Genomic DNA, 15,203 nt, shown 5'->3' on the forward strand with positions numbered 1-15,203 from the left:
CGGGCATCTGCCCGGCTGCTTTGGCTTACAGGGGGTCATCCGATCCGATGGTCCATATTGAACACAGCCTTCCAGTTGCCCTCGATGTTCCGCCAGGTGGTAGTCACCCGGAACGTGCCGGCAAGCTCCTGGTTCGCCGGATCGCTGACCTGGGTGTGAACCACATAGTGTACCTGCACACTGTCCACGTCCTGGTTCACGATCTCGAACTGCTCCAGAATGAAGGAGGCACAGTCAAATTCCGGAATGATCCGGGCATACTCTGCGCCGGTACAGCACTGTCCCCCGCAGACCATCACCGCATCCGGGGATACCACCTCCAGAAACGCCTCCGGATCCCGGTGCTTTGCCGCCTCCCACATTCTCACTTCAAGCTCATAAATATACGCCATTCCTGTTCCTCCTGTATCCCATTTCCCATATCCATTCCGTATTTGTTTCGTCGTTTTATACAAGCTATATTATATCACACGCTCCGCACAAAAAACAATTGCCTTTTTCCCCAAAAACGTGTATAATAGTAGTATGCATGTTGTGTGGAATGTGTGCAAAGGCGGAAATGAATAATTATACTGTATATTCAGCATAATATCCAGAATTATACGAAAAAATATGCATAATTATTCAGAAACCCCTTGACAAATCCACAGAAGGGTGTATAATAAGGCTATACCAAGTATTGAACAGGAGGTTCTCAACAATGGCAAAGGAAATCAAAAAGGTCGTACTGGCATATTCCGGCGGTCTGGACACATCCATCATCATTCCGTGGCTGAAGGAAAACTACAACAACTGCGAGGTTATCGCAGTATCCGGCGACGTAGGGCAGGGCACCGAGCTGGATGGTCTGGAGGAAAAGGCAAAGAAGACCGGCGCATCCAAGCTGATCGTTGCAGATCTGAAGAAGGAATTCATCGAAGATTATGTATACCCCACCGTGAAGGCAGGGGCAGTTTACGAGAACCGCTATCTGCTGGGCACCTCCTTTGCACGGCCCATTATCGCAAAGCGCATTGCTGAGATCGCACTGGCGGAGGGGGCTGACGCCATCTGCCACGGCTGCACCGGCAAGGGCAACGACCAGGTTCGGTTCGAGCTTGCCATCAAGGCATTTGCACCGGATATGGAGATCATCGCACCCTGGAGAATCTGGAGCATCAAGTCCCGGGACGAGGAGATCGATTACGCAGAGGCCCACAACATTCCCCTGAAGATCAACCGGGAAACCAACTACTCCAAGGACAAGAACCTGTGGCATCTGTCCCACGAGGGTCTGGATCTGGAGGATCCGGCAAACGAGCCCCAGTACAACAAGCCAGGCTTCCTGGAACTGGGCGTTTCTCCGGAAATGGCGCCCGACAAGCCCACCTACATCACCATCCACTTTGAAAAGGGCGTACCCACCATGCTGGACGGCAAGGAGCTGGACGGTGTGGGTATGGTTTCCGCACTGAACAAGCTGGGCGGCGAGAACGGCATCGGTCTGGCTGACCTGGTGGAGAACCGTCTGGTGGGCATGAAGTCCAGAGGCGTGTACGAAACCCCCGGCGGCGCCATCCTCTACCACGCACACGAGGTGCTGGAGACCATCTGCCTGGATAAGGAAACCGCACGGATGAAGCAGTACCTGGGCATCAAGTTCGCTGACATCGTATACAACGGTCAGTGGTTCACACCTCTGCGTGAGGCGCTGAGCGCATTTGTGGACAAGACCCAGGAAACCGTCACCGGCGACGTAAAGCTGAAGCTGTACAAGGGCAACATCATCAACGCCGGCGTTACTTCTCCCTACACCCTGTACGATGAGGAGGTTGCCACCTTCGACGCCGACAATGTATACAACCAGAAGGACAGCGCCGGATTCATCAACCTGTTCGGTCTGCCCATCAAGGTCAAGGCAAAGCTGGATCAGAAGCGGAACAACAAGTAATTTACCCGGAAGGATACATACACAGCACGGGCGGCAGATTCTGTCGCCCCCTGTGTTTTTTCTGTTTTGGCAACAATCCACAGGGCATTTCTCTGTGGGATGTTGCTGCAACAGAACCCACAGGCAATACCACACAGGCTTTGCGGGGTGTTGCCCAACAACATATAGGAGGATATCATTGATGAAACACAACAGACTGGCTGCCGGCATCCTTGCCCTGACTCTGGCGTTTGGCATGACTGCATGCGGCGAGGACAGCAGCGCAGATTCCACCGCTGCAACCACCGGAGCATCCACCCCCGCTTCCACAGAAGCATCCGCACAGGGGGCAATGGAGGCAACAGCGGCTACTACAGAGGCTGCTGCAACAGAGGGGGCAACAGAGGCTGCCACCGAAGCACAGGCAGACCCCAAGGATGCAGTGCTGCCCACCAGCTATGGGGATTCCTACTGCAAGAAATTTTCCGAGCGGTATTCCGATGAGGCTCTGACCATGGACTGCTCCATGCGTATGTCCATGCTGGGTACCCAGCTGGACTATCAGATCTACACCACCTACTCCAAGGCAAAGAACGCCATGTACTCGGAGGTCACCATGTCCGGGGGCGGCGAGACCTACTCCATTATCATGTACTGGGACAAGGACGCCTGCTACACCCTGCTGCCGGTGGAGAAGATGTATTCCGTCAAGGACGAAGGACTGGATCTGGAGGAATACATGGAGGAAAGCGGCATGGGACAGATTACCGGCAATGCGGAGGATCTGACCCTGGACAAGGCGGAATTTGTCACCGTGAAGGGCAAGGACTGCGTGAAGGAAACCTATCAGTTTGACCAATCCGAGGCGACATATATTTTTGACCTTGCCACCGGGGATCTGCTGTCCATCAGCACCAGCATGGAAGGCACGGAGATTTCCAGCATGGAATTCACTACCCTCAACGGCACCTGTGACGAAAGCAAGCTGGTGATGCCGGATCTCACCGGCTACACCAAATCCGATACAGACCTGGCAAACTGATACCCGGAGAAAGGAAGAGGGCTATGGCAAAATTATGGGCAGGAAGATTCTCCAAGGAGGTTGACGAAACCGTCAACGCCTTCAATTCCTCCATCGCCTTTGACGGCAGAATGTACAAGCAGGATATCACCGGCAGCATCGCCCACGCCACCATGCTGGGGGACTGCGGCATCATCTCTAAAGAGGACAGCCGGCAGATCATAGAGGGACTGCAGGGGATCCTGGCGGATCTGGAATCCGGGGAACTGGAATTGGATCCCACGGCGGAGGATATCCACATGTTCGTGGAGGCAGAGCTGACCAAGCGGCTGGGGGATGTGGGCAAGCGGCTCCACACCGCCCGTTCCCGGAATGACCAGGTTGCACTGGATATCCGGCTGTATCTGCGGGAGGAAATGGGAGAGATCCGCAGTCTGACCGCAAAGCTGCTGCATACCCTGTGCGATCTGGCACAGCAGCACCTGGACACCATCATGCCCGGATACACCCACCTGCAGCGGGCACAGCCCATTACCCTGGGGCATCACCTGATGGCGTATGCCCAGATGCTGCTGCGGGATTATGACCGGCTGCTGGATACGGAAAAGCGCATGAACTACTGTCCCCTGGGCAGCTGCGCCCTGGCGGGCACCACCTACCCCATCGACCGGCAGCAGACCGCAAAGCTGCTGGGCTTTACCGCCCCCATGGCAAACAGTCTGGACGGGGTATCCGACCGGGACAGCTGCGTGGAGCTGGCAAACGCCCTGGCGCTGCTGATGACCCACCTGTCCCGGTTCTCCGAGGAGATCATTCTCTGGTGCTCCTGGGAATTCAAGTTCATTGAACTGGACGATGCCTACGCCACCGGCAGCTCCATCATGCCCCAGAAGAAGAATCCGGATATCACCGAGCTGATCCGGGGCAAGACCGGCAGAGTGGTGGGGGATCTGACCACCCTGCTGGCTATGCTGAAGGGACTGCCCCTTGCCTACAACAAGGATATGCAGGAGGACAAGGAGGCCATCTTCGATGCCATCGACAACGTGAAGCTGTGCCTGAAAACCTTTACCCCCATGCTTGCCACCATGCGTGTGCTGAAGGACAATATGCGTGCCGCTGCCGCCCGGGGCTTTATCAACGCCACCGATTGTGCAGACTATCTGGTGAAGAAGGGGCTGCCCTTCCGGGATGCCTATAAGATCACCGGCACCCTGGTTGCCGCATGCATCCGGCAGGGGCTGACTCTGGAGACCCTGCCCCTGGAGCAGTACCGGGAAATGCACCCCCTGTTCAGCGAGGACGTGTACCAAGCCATCAGTCTGGACACCTGCGTCCGGGAGCGCCGTTCTGAGGGCGGCCCTGCACCGGAATCCGTCCGGCGGCAGATCGATCTGACCCGGGCACAGATGGAGGCTTGGGGCATATGAAGGGCAGACAGCTGAAATTCATCCTGCTGCTGTGTACCCTGGCGGTACTGGCATATCTGGCAGGAGAGATCCTGCTGCTGTTCGTGTTTGACAACAACAATATCTGGGTATCCCGGGGCTGGCTGATCGCCGTGTTCGTTGCAACCCTTGCCATCAGCGTATGGAAATGCCCCAGGGATCCGGATCAACACAAAGGAGAATGACTTATGCCGGTTCAGGTTTATATTGACGGACAGGAGGGCACCACCGGGCTGAAGATCCTGGAGCGCTTTAATGGCCGCAGCGACATTGCCCTGCTGAAGATCGACCCGGAAAAGCGGAAGGACAACGCAGAGCGAAAGCGGCTGATCCATCAGTCGGACATTACCTTTCTGTGCCTGCCGGACGCTGCTGCTGTGGAGGCGGTAGCCCTGGCAGAGGGCAGCAATACCCGGATCATTGACGCATCCACCGCCCACCGGACCAATCCGGACTGGGCATACGGCTTTCCGGAGCTGAGCCCGGCACACCGGGAAAGGATCCGCACCAGCCAGAGAGTGGCTGTGCCCGGCTGCTATGCCAGCGGCTTCATTTCCCTGGTGTATCCCCTGGTACAGGCCGGGATCCTGCCGGCGGATTACCCGGTGACCGCATACGCCCTGTCCGGCTACAGCGGCGGCGGCAAAAAGGCAATTGCCCAGTATACGGATCCGAACCGGGACGGCTGCTTTGACGCACCCCGGCTCTATGCCCTGGGGCAGACCCACAAGCATATGCCGGAAATGCAGAAAATTTCCGGGCTTGCCTATCCCCCCATGTTCAATCCCATTATCTGCGACTTTTTCAACGGCATGATCGTGTGCGTGCCCATCCTGACCCGGCTGCTGCCCAAGGCGGTGCCCCCGGAGCAGGTGCATGCCGCATTTGCCGCCCACTATGCAAACCAGCGCTTTGTGCATGTGACCGCCCTCCAGGGCAGCGATGTGCTGCCGGATGGGTTCATGTCCGCAAATCCCCTTGCAGGCTCCAATGACCTGGAGGTATTCGTCTGCGGCAACCATGACCGGATCCTGCTATGCGCACGGCTGGACAATCTGGGCAAGGGCGCATCCGGTGCGGCAGTCCAGTGTATGAATCTGATGATCGGGGCGCCGGAGGATACCGGTCTGACCTCGGTGTATGAAAAGGAGTAAGCAGCCATGAAGCTTCAGAAATTTGACGGCTATACATTTGTGGAGGGAGGGGTCTGCGCTGCGCAGGGCTTTCTGGCAAACGGCATCCAGTGCGGTCTTGCCCACAAGGCGCTCAGCGAGGACGCTCCCTCCCCCACCGCCGGGAAGAAGAAACATGACCTGGCAGTGATCTACGCAGAGGTACCCTGCGCTGCCGCAGCGGTCTACACCACCAACAAGGTCAAGGGCGCACCCATTCTGGTGACCCGGGAGCATCTGAAAAACGGCACCGCCCAGGCGGTGATCGTCAACTCCGTCAACGCCAACACCTGCAACCCGGACGGAGTGGAGAAGGCAACAAAAATGTGTCAGCTGGCGGCGGATGCCTTAAAGCTGGAGGAAAGCGAGATCATCGTGGCATCCACCGGGGTCATCGGACAGGTGCTGCCCATCGAGCCCATTGCCGCAGCCGTACCGGAGCTGTGCAAGGGGCTGAATCCCAAGGGAAATGCTGCCGCAGTGGAGGCAATTATGACCACCGACACCATGCCCAAGGAGATCGCCGTGTCCTTCACCCTGGGCGGAAAGCCCTGCAAGCTGGGAGGCATGCTCAAGGGCAGCGGTATGATCCACCCCAACATGGCAACCACCCTGACCTTCCTGACCACGGATGCGGACATTGCCCCGGCACTGCTCCAGCAGGCTCTGTCCGATGTGGTAAAGCTGACGCTGAACCGGGTCAGCGTGGACGGGGACACCTCCACCAACGATATGGTCTGCGTGCTGGCAAACGGTAAGGCAGGCAATGCCCCCATCCGCACCGCCAATGCAGACTACGACACCTTCAAGCAGGCGCTGTATGTGATCCTGCTGAACCTTGCCCGGATGATGGCACGGGACGGAGAAGGCGCCACCAAGCTCATCACCTGCCTGTGCGAGGGTGCGCCGGACGAAAAGACGGCGGAGATCGTGGCAAAGAGCGTGATCACCTCCAGCCTGGTGAAAACCGCAATGTTCGGCAGGGATGCCAACTGGGGCAGAATCGCCTGTGCCGCCGGGTATGCCCAGGCGGACTTTGACCTGGAAAAGCTGGACATTGACGTGGCATCCGAGAACGGCAGAATCGCCGCATGCCGGAAGGGCGTGATCCCGGACTTCTCCGAGGAGGAGGCTGCAAGGATCCTGGAGCCGGAGGAGATCCGGATCTGCATCCATCTGAACAGCGGCCTGTGCAGTGCGGTGTGCTGGGGCTGTGATCTGACCTATGACTATGTAAAGATCAACGGCGACTATCGATCATAAGCCCGAACGGCTGCAATATCAAACAACTTGGAGTGATACATATGGAAATTCCTGAAAACATCCCGAATTCTGTCCGGTCAAAGATTCTGATCGACGCCCTGCCCCATATCCAGCGGTACAACGGCAAGATCGTGGTGGTCAAGTACGGGGGCAACGCCATGACCAACGAGGCGCTGAAGCAGGCGGTCATGAGCGATATCGTGCTGTTGTCCCTGGTGGGCATCAAGGTAGTGCTGGTACACGGGGGCGGCCCGGAAATCAACGATATGCTCCGGCGGCTGAACATTGAAAGTAAGTTCATCGGCGGGCTGCGGTACACGGACAAGGAAACCGTGGACGTGGTGAAGATGGTGCTTGCCGGCAAGGTGAACAAGGAACTGGTTGCCCTTCTGGCGGAGCATCAGGGCAGCGCAGTGGGTCTGTGCGGTATTGACGGGCAGATGCTCATGGCGGAAAAGGTAGAAAGCGAACAGGATCTGGGCTATGTGGGTGACATCGTCAGCGTGAACACCAAGCCCATTCTGGATGCGCTGAACGGTGGGTATGTGCCGGTGATCGCCACGGTGGCAAGCAGCAAGTCCGGTCAGACCTACAACGTGAATGCGGACACGGCGGCTGCACGGATCGCCGCAGAGCTGAAGGCGGAAAACCTGATCCTCATGACGGACATTGCAGGACTGATGCGGGACAAGGACGACCCCTCCACGCTGATGCCCTTTGTGAACGTCAGCGAGGTGCCCTTCTTAAAGCGGCAGGGCATCATCTCCGGAGGCATGATCCCCAAGATCGACTGCTGCGTGGAGGCAGTACGCCGGGGCGTACACAAGACCGTTATCATCGACGGCCGGATCCCCCACTCCATCCTCATTGAGCTGCTGTCCAACGAGGGCATTGGCACCCAGTTCAAATAAGACGCAAAAGTATTGACTTGTTCATAAACTAAAGCATTGCAATTTTTCCTGTGTCGGGGTAAAATAAGAATGCAGGGTAAATTGCACAAAAAGCAATCCCCACAGCAAAGGAGATTATCCGAATGGATACAATAGAACAGTTTAACAGCCATGTGATGCAGACCTATGACCGGCTGCCCCTGGTGATGGAATCCGGCAGCGGCAGAACCTGTACCGATGAGGACGGCAAGCGCTACCTGGATTTCGGCAGCGGCATCGGCACCAACAGCCTGGGGTACTGCGATCCTGCCTGGGCGGACGCAGTGTGCGCCCAGGTTCGCAGCATGCAGCACACTTCAAATTACTACTACACAAAAGTACAGGCGGATTTCGCAGAGCGGCTGTGCCAGATCACCGGCTATAAGCGGGTGTTCTTCGGCAATTCCGGCGCAGAAGCCAACGAATGCGCCATTAAGCTGGCAAGAAAATACAGCTTTGATAAATACGGCGCAGGCAGAAATGTGATCATCACCCTGCGCAACTCCTTCCACGGCAGAACCATGGCGACCCTGAGCGCCACCGGGCAGGACTGCTTCCACAACTACTTCTTCCCCTTCCCGGAGGGCTTTGTGTACGCCGAAGCCAACGACATTGACGATCTGCTCAAGAAGATGCACAACAACGTGTGCGCCGTGATGCTGGAATACATCCAGGGCGAAGGGGGCGTGGTGCCCCTGGACAGCAAGTATGTGGATCAGCTCTACGATTTCTGCGCAAAGCGGGATATTCTGGTGATCGCTGACGAGGTTCAGACCGGCGTGGGCAGAACCGGCACCTTCCTGGCAGGAGAGCAGTACGCCAAGAAAGCGGACATCACCACTCTTGCCAAGGGGCTGGGCGGCGGTCTTCCCATCGGTGCATGCCTTGCCAACGGCAAATGCGCTGACGTGCTCACCAAGGGCATGCACGGCTCCACCTTCGGGGGCAATCCGGTGGTCTGCGCCGGTGGGCTTGCGGTGCTGGAGCAGGTGGCAAAGCCGGATTTCCTGGCACAGGTACTGGCAAAGGGCGCTCACATCCGTGCCGCCCTCCGGGACTGCGAGGAGGTCACGGAGATCACCGGTCTGGGTCTGATGCTGGGGCTGACGCTGAAAACCAAACAGGCGGCGGACGTGAAGCAGGCAGCCTTCCAGCGGGGTCTGCTGGTGCTGACGGCGAAGGATAAGGTGCGGTTGCTCCCGCCGCTGAACATCACCATCGGGGAGCTGGACAGCGGTCTTGCGATTCTCAAGGAGTGCCTGAGCCAGTAAGACTGACGAACATCAATGCATTGCATCGGGGGAGGGAAACGCTTATATGGTTCTTTACATCATACCCAAGGGAAGCAAATACAACGTACAGGACGAAAAGGGCCGTATCATTTATACCATTAAGAAAAAAGGCTTTGGCGGCAAAATGCAGCTGTTTGACGCAAGCGGCTACGAAATGTACACCATGACGAGCGATTTTTCCCAAAAGCATCCCTCCTTTGACATACTGCTGGACGGAAATCCATATATTATGGTCAAGTGCAAGTCCCGGTTCCTGGATCCTTCCATCGTAGGACAGGGCAATATGGGTACCTACTGGCTCAAGAGCCAGGACCGGATGCGGTTCGAGCTCACAAAGGATGATGTGAACATTGGCAGCATCCTCTCCCAGCCCATGCCCAAGGGGGATGTGCAGTTTGAGATGACGATCAACGACAAGGAATTTGACGACGCACTGGTACTGTTTGCGGTGTGCATCGACTTTTCCTTTTACAAGTACAAGAAATGACGGAGGTTTACTTATGAAGCACTTACTGAAAATGCTGGACATGAGCCAGGAGGAGATCATTGACATTCTGAACCTGGCGGATCAGCTGAAATACGAGCTCAAGCACGGCATTCCCCACCCCATGCTCAAGGGCAAGTCTCTGGGTATGATCTTCCAGAAGGCATCCACCCGGACGAGAGTTTCCTTTGAAACCGGTATGTACCAGCTGGGCGGTCATGCTCTGTTTCTGTCGGCGGACGATCTGCAGATCGGCAGAGGCGAGCCGGGGGAGGATACCGCACGGGGCCGGTGGAGGATACCGCACGGGTACTGTCCCGGTACATTGACGGCATTATGATCCGCACCTTCGCCCAGAAAGAGGTGGAGGATCTGGCGGAGTACGGCTCCATCCCGATCATCAACGGGCTCACCGACCTGTCCCACCCCTGCCAGGTGCTGGCGGATCTGATGACCATCCGGGAATTCAAGGGTAGCTTTGACGGCTTGAAAATGTGCTACATCGGAGACGGCAACAACATGGCAAACTCCTTGATCGTAGGGGGTCTGAAGGTTGGTATGCAGGTTTCCGTTGCCTGCCCGGAGGGCTACCGGCCGGATCCCATGGTTATGGACTTTGCACAGAAGGATCCGGGCTTCTCCATTACCAATGTGCCCCTGGAGGCTGCCAAGGACGCAGATATCCTGCTGACGGATGTGTGGGCATCCATGGGACAGGAGGGCGAAATCGCAAAGCGCCGCATTGCCTTTGCAGGGTACCAGATCAACGACGAGATCATGGCGGCTGCCAAGCCGGACGCTATGGTGATGCACTGCCTGCCGGCACACCGGGAGGAGGAGATCACCGCCAAGGTCTTTGAGGAACATGCCAAGGAGATCTTTGAGGAGGCGGAAAACCGGCTCCACGCCCAGAAGGCGGTCATGGTTCGCCTGATGGCAGACTAAAGCAAACAAAGCAAGCCGCTCCGTATGCTGATACGGGGCGGCTTTTTGCGTACAGAAACAGAAAGGGTACCGGAAATCCGGTACCCTTTGCGGCTTCATTCAGCCTGCTGGCTGTCGATGTAAGCAACGATGTCGCCTACGGTCTTGATATTGTCCACAGCCTCGTCCGGGATCTCGATGTCGAACTCCTCGGAAATGATTACGATCAGATCCACAACGTCCAGAGAATCGATGCCCAGATCCTCCTGCATGTCAGCCTCCGGTGTAACGAGTGCCTCGTCCACGTCAAACTGTTCCACAATAATCGCCTTTAGCTTATCGAATGTCATAGTATTTCCTCCAAACATATATTTCACGCCACAGGGCGCATTGAACCCACGCTCCGGTCATTCCCGGAAGGCGCCGATTTTTCTAAACTTAGTATAGCGTTCTTCCAGCAAAACGTCAATATCTTTTCGCAAATTTTCTTGAATTTTTATGGACAAAAATTTGTGCAGCGCCGACGATATTTTGTCTATATCGTTGTGCGCCCCTCCGGCAGGCTCCGGAATGATCCCGTCCGCCACCCCGAGGGTCAGCATATCCTCCGCTGTCATGTGCAGCAGCTCACAGGCTTCCTTCTCCCGGCTGCCGTCCTTCCAGAGGATGCTGGCAAAGCCACGGGGGGAGATCACGGAATACAGGGCGTTTTCCAGCATGCCCAGGGCATCGCACACCCCAAGCGCCAGGGCGCCGCCGCTGCCCCCTTCTCCCAGCACCACGGAAACCACCGGGGTGCGAAGCTGCATAAATTCCGCCAGATTCCGGGCAATCGCCTCGCCCTGTCCCCGGTTTTCCGCATCGATGCCGCAGAAGGCGCCGGGTGTGTCGATCAGGCAGATCACCGGTCGGCGGAATTTCTCCGCCTGCTTGGCAAGCCGCAGCGCCTTCCGGTAGCCCTCCGGGTGGGGCATGGCGAAATTGGCTGCCTTGTTTTCCGCAAGGTTCCTGCCCTTCACCTGTGCCAGCACCGTCACCGGCGTGCCGTCCAGCCTGCCGATGCCTCCCAGCAACGCTCCATCGTCCCCGAAAAGCCGATCTCCGTGAAGCTCGAAAAACTCCGTGAAGACCCGGGGGATGTAATCCCGCACCGTAGGCCGTGCCGGGTTGCGGATCAGCTGTAAGCGTTCCCACGCTGTCCGTTCGTTCATGCCTTCACCTCCCCGTAGCCGTGAAGCCGCAGCAGCTGCTCCAGGGTCTGGCGCATGTTCCGCCGGGATACAATAGCATCCACAAAGCCCTGTTCCAGCATATGCTCTGCCAGCTGGAAGCCCTCCGGCAGCCGCTGATGGATGGTGTTCTCAATGACCCGTCTGCCGGCAAAGCCGATGAGCACCTTTGGCTCCGCCAGGATGATATCCCCCAGGGAGGCAAAGGAGGCGGTCACGCCGCCGGTGGTGGGATCCGTCAGCACAGTGATGTACAGCAGCCCTGCGGCACTGTGCCGTGCCACTGCCCCGGAGGTTTTCGCCATCTGCATCAGGGACACCATGCCCTCCTGCATCCGTGCGCCGCCGGATGCGGTAAACACGATGATGGGCAGTCCCGCTTTGGTGGCATGCTCAAAGGCACGGGTGAGCTTCTCCCCCACCACGCTGCCCATACTGCCCATCATGTACCGGGGATCCATCACCGCCAGCGTCACCGGGATTCCCCCGATCCGGCAGTCTCCGGTGATAATGGCGTCCGTCAGCCCGGTATTCGCCCGAAGCACCATCTGCTTTTTCTCATAGCCGGGAAAGCCGATGGGGTTGCAGCTGCGCATACGGGCATCCGCCTGGACAAAGGAGCCGGGATCCGCCGTGAGAATGATCCGTGCCGGGGCATTGAGCCGGTCATGGAAGCTGCAGTGGGGGCATACATGATCCGAAGCCTCAAAGGAGGACAGGGGACTTGCCGTGCGGCACCGGGGGCACTTGTAGGTTTCCTCCGGTGGTCGCTTGGGTTCATCGGACAGGCGGCTCCGCACCTGGGAAAACAGTTCCTCAAGCATTGCCTGCACCACCCTTCTTCTCCAGCTCCGCCAGATAGCCCGTATCGTAGGTGCCGCTGCGGAAAGCATCACTGCGGATCAGCTCCAGCTGCATGTCGATGTTGGTATCCACCCCGTCCACCAGAAATTCCGCCAGCGCCCAGTTCATCTTGGCAATGGCCTGGGCACGGGTGGGTGCATGGACGATGAGCTTCGCCAGCATGGAATCGTAAAAGGGCGGAATCTGACAGCCCTGATAGATGGCGGAATCCACCCGCACGCCGGGCCCTCCCGGCATGTACAGCCCCTGGATCACACCGGGACAGGGGCGGAAGTTCTCCGCCGGATTTTCCGCCAGGATCCGGCACTCAATGGCATGCCCCCGGATCTGAACGTCGGACTGGGTAAAGCCCAGCGGCTCCCCGGCGGCGATCCGCAACTGTGCCTGCACCAGGTCAATGCCGGTGACCGCCTCGGTTACAGGATGCTCCACCTGGATCCGGGTATTCATCTCCATGAAGAAAAATTCCTTCCCGTCGGTGAGAAATTCCACCGTACCCGCATTGGTAAAGCCGCACTGCTTTGCCGCCCGGACTGCCGCATCCCCCATCTGCTGACGCAGGGCGGGAGAAAGAATGGCACAGGGGCTTTCCTCCATCAGCTTCTGCTTGCGCCGCTGCATGCTGCAGTCCCGCTCCCCCAGATGCACCACATTGCCCTGGGAATCCGCCAGAATCTGCACCTCCACATGTCTGGGATGCAGCAGCAGCCGTTCCATGTACACATCCGCACAGCCAAAGCAGGAGGCTGCCTCCTCGGAGGCGGTGCGCATCTGGCTTTCCAGCTCCTCCTCCCGGTACACGGGACGGATGCCCCGCCCACCACCTCCGGCGGATGCCTTGATGAGCAGGGGATAGCCGATCTTTGCGGCAATCTCCTTGGCGGATGCCAGGTCAGCCACGATCCCGTCAGAGCCGGGGATCACCGGCACCCCTGCCGCCTGCATGGTCTGCTTTGCCCGTGCCTTATCCCCCAACAGGGTAATGGCTTCCGGGGAGGGCCCCACGAAAATCAGCCCTGCCTCCCGGCACTGCCGGGCAAAATCCGCATCCTCGGACAAAAAGCCGAAGCCTGGATGCACCGCATCACAGCCGGTGATCCTGGCAGCGGTCAGCAAAGCGTTCGCCTTCAGGTAGCTGTCCCGGGCGGCAGGCTTGCCGATGCACACCGCCTGGTCTGCCAGCTGCACATGCAGCGCATGCCGGTCGGCGGTGGAATACACCGCCACGCAGCGGATCCCCATCTCCCGGCAGGCACGGATGATCCGCACTGCGATCTCGCCCCGGTTGGCGATCAAAACCTTTTTCAGCATGGCTCTCCTCACTCCTGCTCCACAGGGGGCACCAGCACGAACTTGATCTGGGCGGAGGCTGCTACCTCATCCCCCACATAAGCCGTACCCTCGCCTACGCCGATGCGCCCCAGATTCTTCACAATGGAAACCTCCAGCCGCAGGGTATCCCCCGGCACCACCTGCCGGCGGAATTTCGCCTTGTCGATGCCGGAGAACATCCCGATCTTGCCCTTATTCCGGGGCAATGCCAGCATGGCAACCGCACCAGCCTGCGCCATCATTTCCACCAGCAGTACGCCGGGTGTCACCGGCATGCCGGGAAAATGCCCCTTGAACCAGAATTCCTCCGGCGTCATGTGCTTGGTTGCCACACAGCGCACACCCGGCTCCATTTCGTTGATCTCATCGATCAGCAGGAAGGGATCCCGGTGGGGGATCAGCTCCATGATCTGCGCCCGATCCATCAGTACTGCCATATGCCGCTCCTATTCTATCCGCAGGATGGGCTGGTCAAATTCCACCGCATCCCCGTTCTGTACCAGAATCTCTGCCACGATGCCATCCTGCTCGCAGAGCACCTCGTTCATCAGCTTCATAGACTCGATGATCATCAGCACGTCCCCCTTCTTCACCCGCTTGCCAACGGTCACAAAGGGCTCGCTTTCCGGAGAGGGTGCTGCATAATAAGTCCCCACCAAGGGCGCCTTCACCCAGGTGCCCGATACCGCAGCCGGTGCTGTCGGGGCATCCTCCTGGGGAGCCGCCGGAGGGCATACCGGGGGCATACCCATGGGGGCGGGCATGGGGGCGGGCTTTTTTCCCTTGATGGTCAGCTTCTTGTCCCCATCCTCCAGGGTCAGCTCCCCCAGATCATTGTCCCGCAGGATCCGGGCAAGCTGCTCCAGCAGCTCCGGATCAAACTGTCCGAATAGTTTTTCCATAGTCGTATCCTCCTACGCCTGCCGGATGCACAGGCATGCGTTGTGTCCGCCAAAGCCCAGATTGTTGGTCAGAGCCGCCCGGACAGTTCCGGTCACGTTGCCGCTGCCGCAGTAATCCAGGTCGCATTCCGGATCCGGCGTGGTGTAGCCCACCGTCCGGTGGATCAGCCCGGTTTCCACGGATTTAGCGGTTACAATGGCTTCCACCGCCCCGGCACCTCCCAGAAGATGCCCGATCATGGACTTGGTGGAGTTCACCTTCAGCTTGTATGCGTGCTCCCCGAAGGCTGCCTTGATGGCGGCAGTCTCGCTGGCATCGTTCAGACCGGTGGAGGTACCGTGGGCGTTGATATAGTCAATATCCTCTGCTCCAAGTCCCCCTTCTTCATATGCCATCCGCATGGCTGCTGCGGCAGCTGCCCCGTCCGGTGCCG

The 15,203-nt window shown here is 58.2% G+C and carries 16 protein-coding genes and 2 pseudogenes; 10 read left to right on the forward strand and 8 right to left on the reverse strand.

All coding sequences use genetic code 11. The features are described from left to right. Nucleotides 1–35: 35 nt before the first annotated feature. Nucleotides 36–392, reverse strand: a complete 357-nt coding sequence (locus QVO51_RS05505; protein ID WP_022357555.1) for a nuclear transport factor 2 family protein — start codon at nt 390–392, stop codon at nt 36–38. Nucleotides 393–700: 308 nt separating this feature from the next. Here QVO51_RS05505 and QVO51_RS05510 point away from each other — a divergent pair, with 308 nt between their 5' ends. From QVO51_RS05510 to argF, 10 genes and pseudogenes are all read left to right on the forward strand, one after another. Further along, complete coding sequence (locus QVO51_RS05510) at nt 701–1,930, forward strand: argininosuccinate synthase (RefSeq protein ID WP_015559238.1); 1,230 nt, start codon at nt 701–703, stop codon at nt 1,928–1,930. 181 nt (nt 1,931–2,111) lie between these two features. Continuing rightward, the gene (locus QVO51_RS05515; RefSeq protein WP_022357556.1) at nt 2,112–2,951 is read left to right on the forward strand and encodes a hypothetical protein; all 840 of its coding nucleotides are present in this window, start codon (nt 2,112–2,114) and stop codon (nt 2,949–2,951) included. A gap of 23 nt (nt 2,952–2,974) precedes the next feature. Further along, entirely contained in the window at nt 2,975–4,360 is a 1,386-nt protein-coding gene (argH, locus tag QVO51_RS05520; protein WP_022357557.1) for an argininosuccinate lyase, read from the forward strand. Beyond that, nucleotides 4,357–4,563, forward strand: coding sequence for a hypothetical protein (locus QVO51_RS05525; protein WP_015559241.1), 207 nt, complete (start codon nt 4,357–4,359; stop codon nt 4,561–4,563). The genes argH and QVO51_RS05525 overlap by 4 nt, the downstream gene beginning before the upstream one ends. Nucleotides 4,564–4,566: 3 nt before the next feature. Next, nucleotides 4,567–5,532 carry an N-acetyl-gamma-glutamyl-phosphate reductase gene (gene argC, locus QVO51_RS05530; RefSeq protein WP_022357558.1) on the forward strand — a complete coding sequence of 322 codons (966 nt, stop codon included), beginning with the start codon at nt 4,567–4,569 and terminating at the stop codon, nt 5,530–5,532. Between the two features lie 6 nt (nt 5,533–5,538). Continuing rightward, nucleotides 5,539–6,813 (forward strand): bifunctional glutamate N-acetyltransferase/amino-acid acetyltransferase ArgJ, encoded by a 1,275-nt coding sequence (gene argJ, locus QVO51_RS05535; RefSeq protein ID WP_022357559.1) that lies wholly within the window; start codon nt 5,539–5,541, stop codon nt 6,811–6,813. Nucleotides 6,814–6,854: 41 nt separating this feature from the next. Continuing rightward, nucleotides 6,855–7,724, forward strand: a complete 870-nt coding sequence (argB, locus tag QVO51_RS05540) for an acetylglutamate kinase (protein WP_015559244.1) — start codon at nt 6,855–6,857, stop codon at nt 7,722–7,724. 122 nt (nt 7,725–7,846) lie between these two features. Beyond that, a complete protein-coding gene (locus tag QVO51_RS05545) occupies nt 7,847–9,013 on the forward strand; it encodes an acetylornithine/succinylornithine family transaminase (protein ID WP_022357560.1) in 1,167 nt (388 codons plus the stop codon). A 46-nt stretch (nt 9,014–9,059) separates the two neighbouring features. After that, nucleotides 9,060–9,521: a hypothetical protein gene (locus tag QVO51_RS05550; protein ID WP_022357561.1), complete on the forward strand. Its 462-nt coding sequence runs from the start codon at nt 9,060–9,062 to the stop codon at nt 9,519–9,521. Between the two features lie 13 nt (nt 9,522–9,534). Next, a pseudogene (argF, locus tag QVO51_RS05555) lies at nt 9,535–10,463 on the forward strand (ornithine carbamoyltransferase). A 95-nt stretch (nt 10,464–10,558) separates the two neighbouring features. Here the strand turns inward: argF and acpP are convergent. From acpP to QVO51_RS05590, 7 genes and pseudogenes are all read right to left on the reverse strand, one after another. After that, complete coding sequence (acpP, locus tag QVO51_RS05560) at nt 10,559–10,792, reverse strand: acyl carrier protein (protein ID WP_015559248.1); 234 nt, start codon at nt 10,790–10,792, stop codon at nt 10,559–10,561. A gap of 57 nt (nt 10,793–10,849) precedes the next feature. Next, on the reverse strand, nt 10,850–11,653 hold the full coding sequence (locus QVO51_RS05565) for an acetyl-CoA carboxylase carboxyltransferase subunit alpha (protein WP_022357564.1): 804 nt from the start codon (nt 11,651–11,653) through the stop codon (nt 10,850–10,852). Further along, the gene (gene accD / locus QVO51_RS05570; RefSeq protein ID WP_022357565.1) at nt 11,650–12,495 is read right to left on the reverse strand and encodes an acetyl-CoA carboxylase, carboxyltransferase subunit beta; all 846 of its coding nucleotides are present in this window, start codon (nt 12,493–12,495) and stop codon (nt 11,650–11,652) included. Before accD ends, QVO51_RS05565 begins: the two co-directional genes overlap by 4 nt. Next, nucleotides 12,488–13,846 carry an acetyl-CoA carboxylase biotin carboxylase subunit gene (accC, locus tag QVO51_RS05575; protein WP_022357566.1) on the reverse strand — a complete coding sequence of 453 codons (1,359 nt, stop codon included), beginning with the start codon at nt 13,844–13,846 and terminating at the stop codon, nt 12,488–12,490. Before accC ends, accD begins: the two co-directional genes overlap by 8 nt. A gap of 8 nt (nt 13,847–13,854) precedes the next feature. Next, nucleotides 13,855–14,304, reverse strand: coding sequence for a 3-hydroxyacyl-ACP dehydratase FabZ (fabZ, locus tag QVO51_RS05580; RefSeq protein WP_015559252.1), 450 nt, complete (start codon nt 14,302–14,304; stop codon nt 13,855–13,857). Nucleotides 14,305–14,313: 9 nt separating this feature from the next. Then, entirely contained in the window at nt 14,314–14,769 is a 456-nt protein-coding gene (gene accB, locus QVO51_RS05585; protein ID WP_022357567.1) for an acetyl-CoA carboxylase biotin carboxyl carrier protein, read from the reverse strand. 12 nt (nt 14,770–14,781) lie between these two features. Further along, nucleotides 14,782–15,203, reverse strand: a pseudogene (locus QVO51_RS05590) (beta-ketoacyl-[acyl-carrier-protein] synthase II); the annotation flags it as partial.

Origin of the sequence: Ruminococcus sp. CAG:379, assembly GCF_000434255.1 — a bacterium.
GTDB lineage: Bacteria > Bacillota > Clostridia > Oscillospirales > Ruminococcaceae > Ruminococcus_F > Ruminococcus_F champanellensis.

Excerpts from the sequence above, each read along its gene's own strand:
- QVO51_RS05505 (WP_022357555.1), bottom strand. The coding sequence starts at position 392 with ATGGCGTATATTTATGAGCTTGAAGTGAGAATGTGGGAGGCGGCAAAG.
- QVO51_RS05565 (WP_022357564.1), bottom strand. The coding sequence starts at position 11,653 with ATGAACGAACGGACAGCGTGGGAACGCTTACAGCTGATCCGCAACCCG.
- accD (WP_022357565.1), bottom strand. The coding sequence starts at position 12,495 with ATGCTTGAGGAACTGTTTTCCCAGGTGCGGAGCCGCCTGTCCGATGAA.
- QVO51_RS05545 (WP_022357560.1), top strand. The coding sequence starts at position 7,847 with ATGGATACAATAGAACAGTTTAACAGCCATGTGATGCAGACCTATGAC.
- argC (WP_022357558.1), top strand. The coding sequence starts at position 4,567 with ATGCCGGTTCAGGTTTATATTGACGGACAGGAGGGCACCACCGGGCTG.
- QVO51_RS05525 (WP_015559241.1), top strand. The coding sequence starts at position 4,357 with ATGAAGGGCAGACAGCTGAAATTCATCCTGCTGCTGTGTACCCTGGCG.
- fabZ (WP_015559252.1), bottom strand. The coding sequence starts at position 14,304 with ATGGCAGTACTGATGGATCGGGCGCAGATCATGGAGCTGATCCCCCAC.
- argJ (WP_022357559.1), top strand. The coding sequence starts at position 5,539 with ATGAAGCTTCAGAAATTTGACGGCTATACATTTGTGGAGGGAGGGGTC.
- QVO51_RS05510 (WP_015559238.1), top strand. The coding sequence starts at position 701 with ATGGCAAAGGAAATCAAAAAGGTCGTACTGGCATATTCCGGCGGTCTG.
- accC (WP_022357566.1), bottom strand. The coding sequence starts at position 13,846 with ATGCTGAAAAAGGTTTTGATCGCCAACCGGGGCGAGATCGCAGTGCGG.
- argH (WP_022357557.1), top strand. The coding sequence starts at position 2,975 with ATGGCAAAATTATGGGCAGGAAGATTCTCCAAGGAGGTTGACGAAACC.
- argB (WP_015559244.1), top strand. The coding sequence starts at position 6,855 with ATGGAAATTCCTGAAAACATCCCGAATTCTGTCCGGTCAAAGATTCTG.
- acpP (WP_015559248.1), bottom strand. The coding sequence starts at position 10,792 with ATGACATTCGATAAGCTAAAGGCGATTATTGTGGAACAGTTTGACGTG.
- accB (WP_022357567.1), bottom strand. The coding sequence starts at position 14,769 with ATGGAAAAACTATTCGGACAGTTTGATCCGGAGCTGCTGGAGCAGCTT.
- QVO51_RS05550 (WP_022357561.1), top strand. The coding sequence starts at position 9,060 with ATGGTTCTTTACATCATACCCAAGGGAAGCAAATACAACGTACAGGAC.
- QVO51_RS05515 (WP_022357556.1), top strand. The coding sequence starts at position 2,112 with ATGAAACACAACAGACTGGCTGCCGGCATCCTTGCCCTGACTCTGGCG.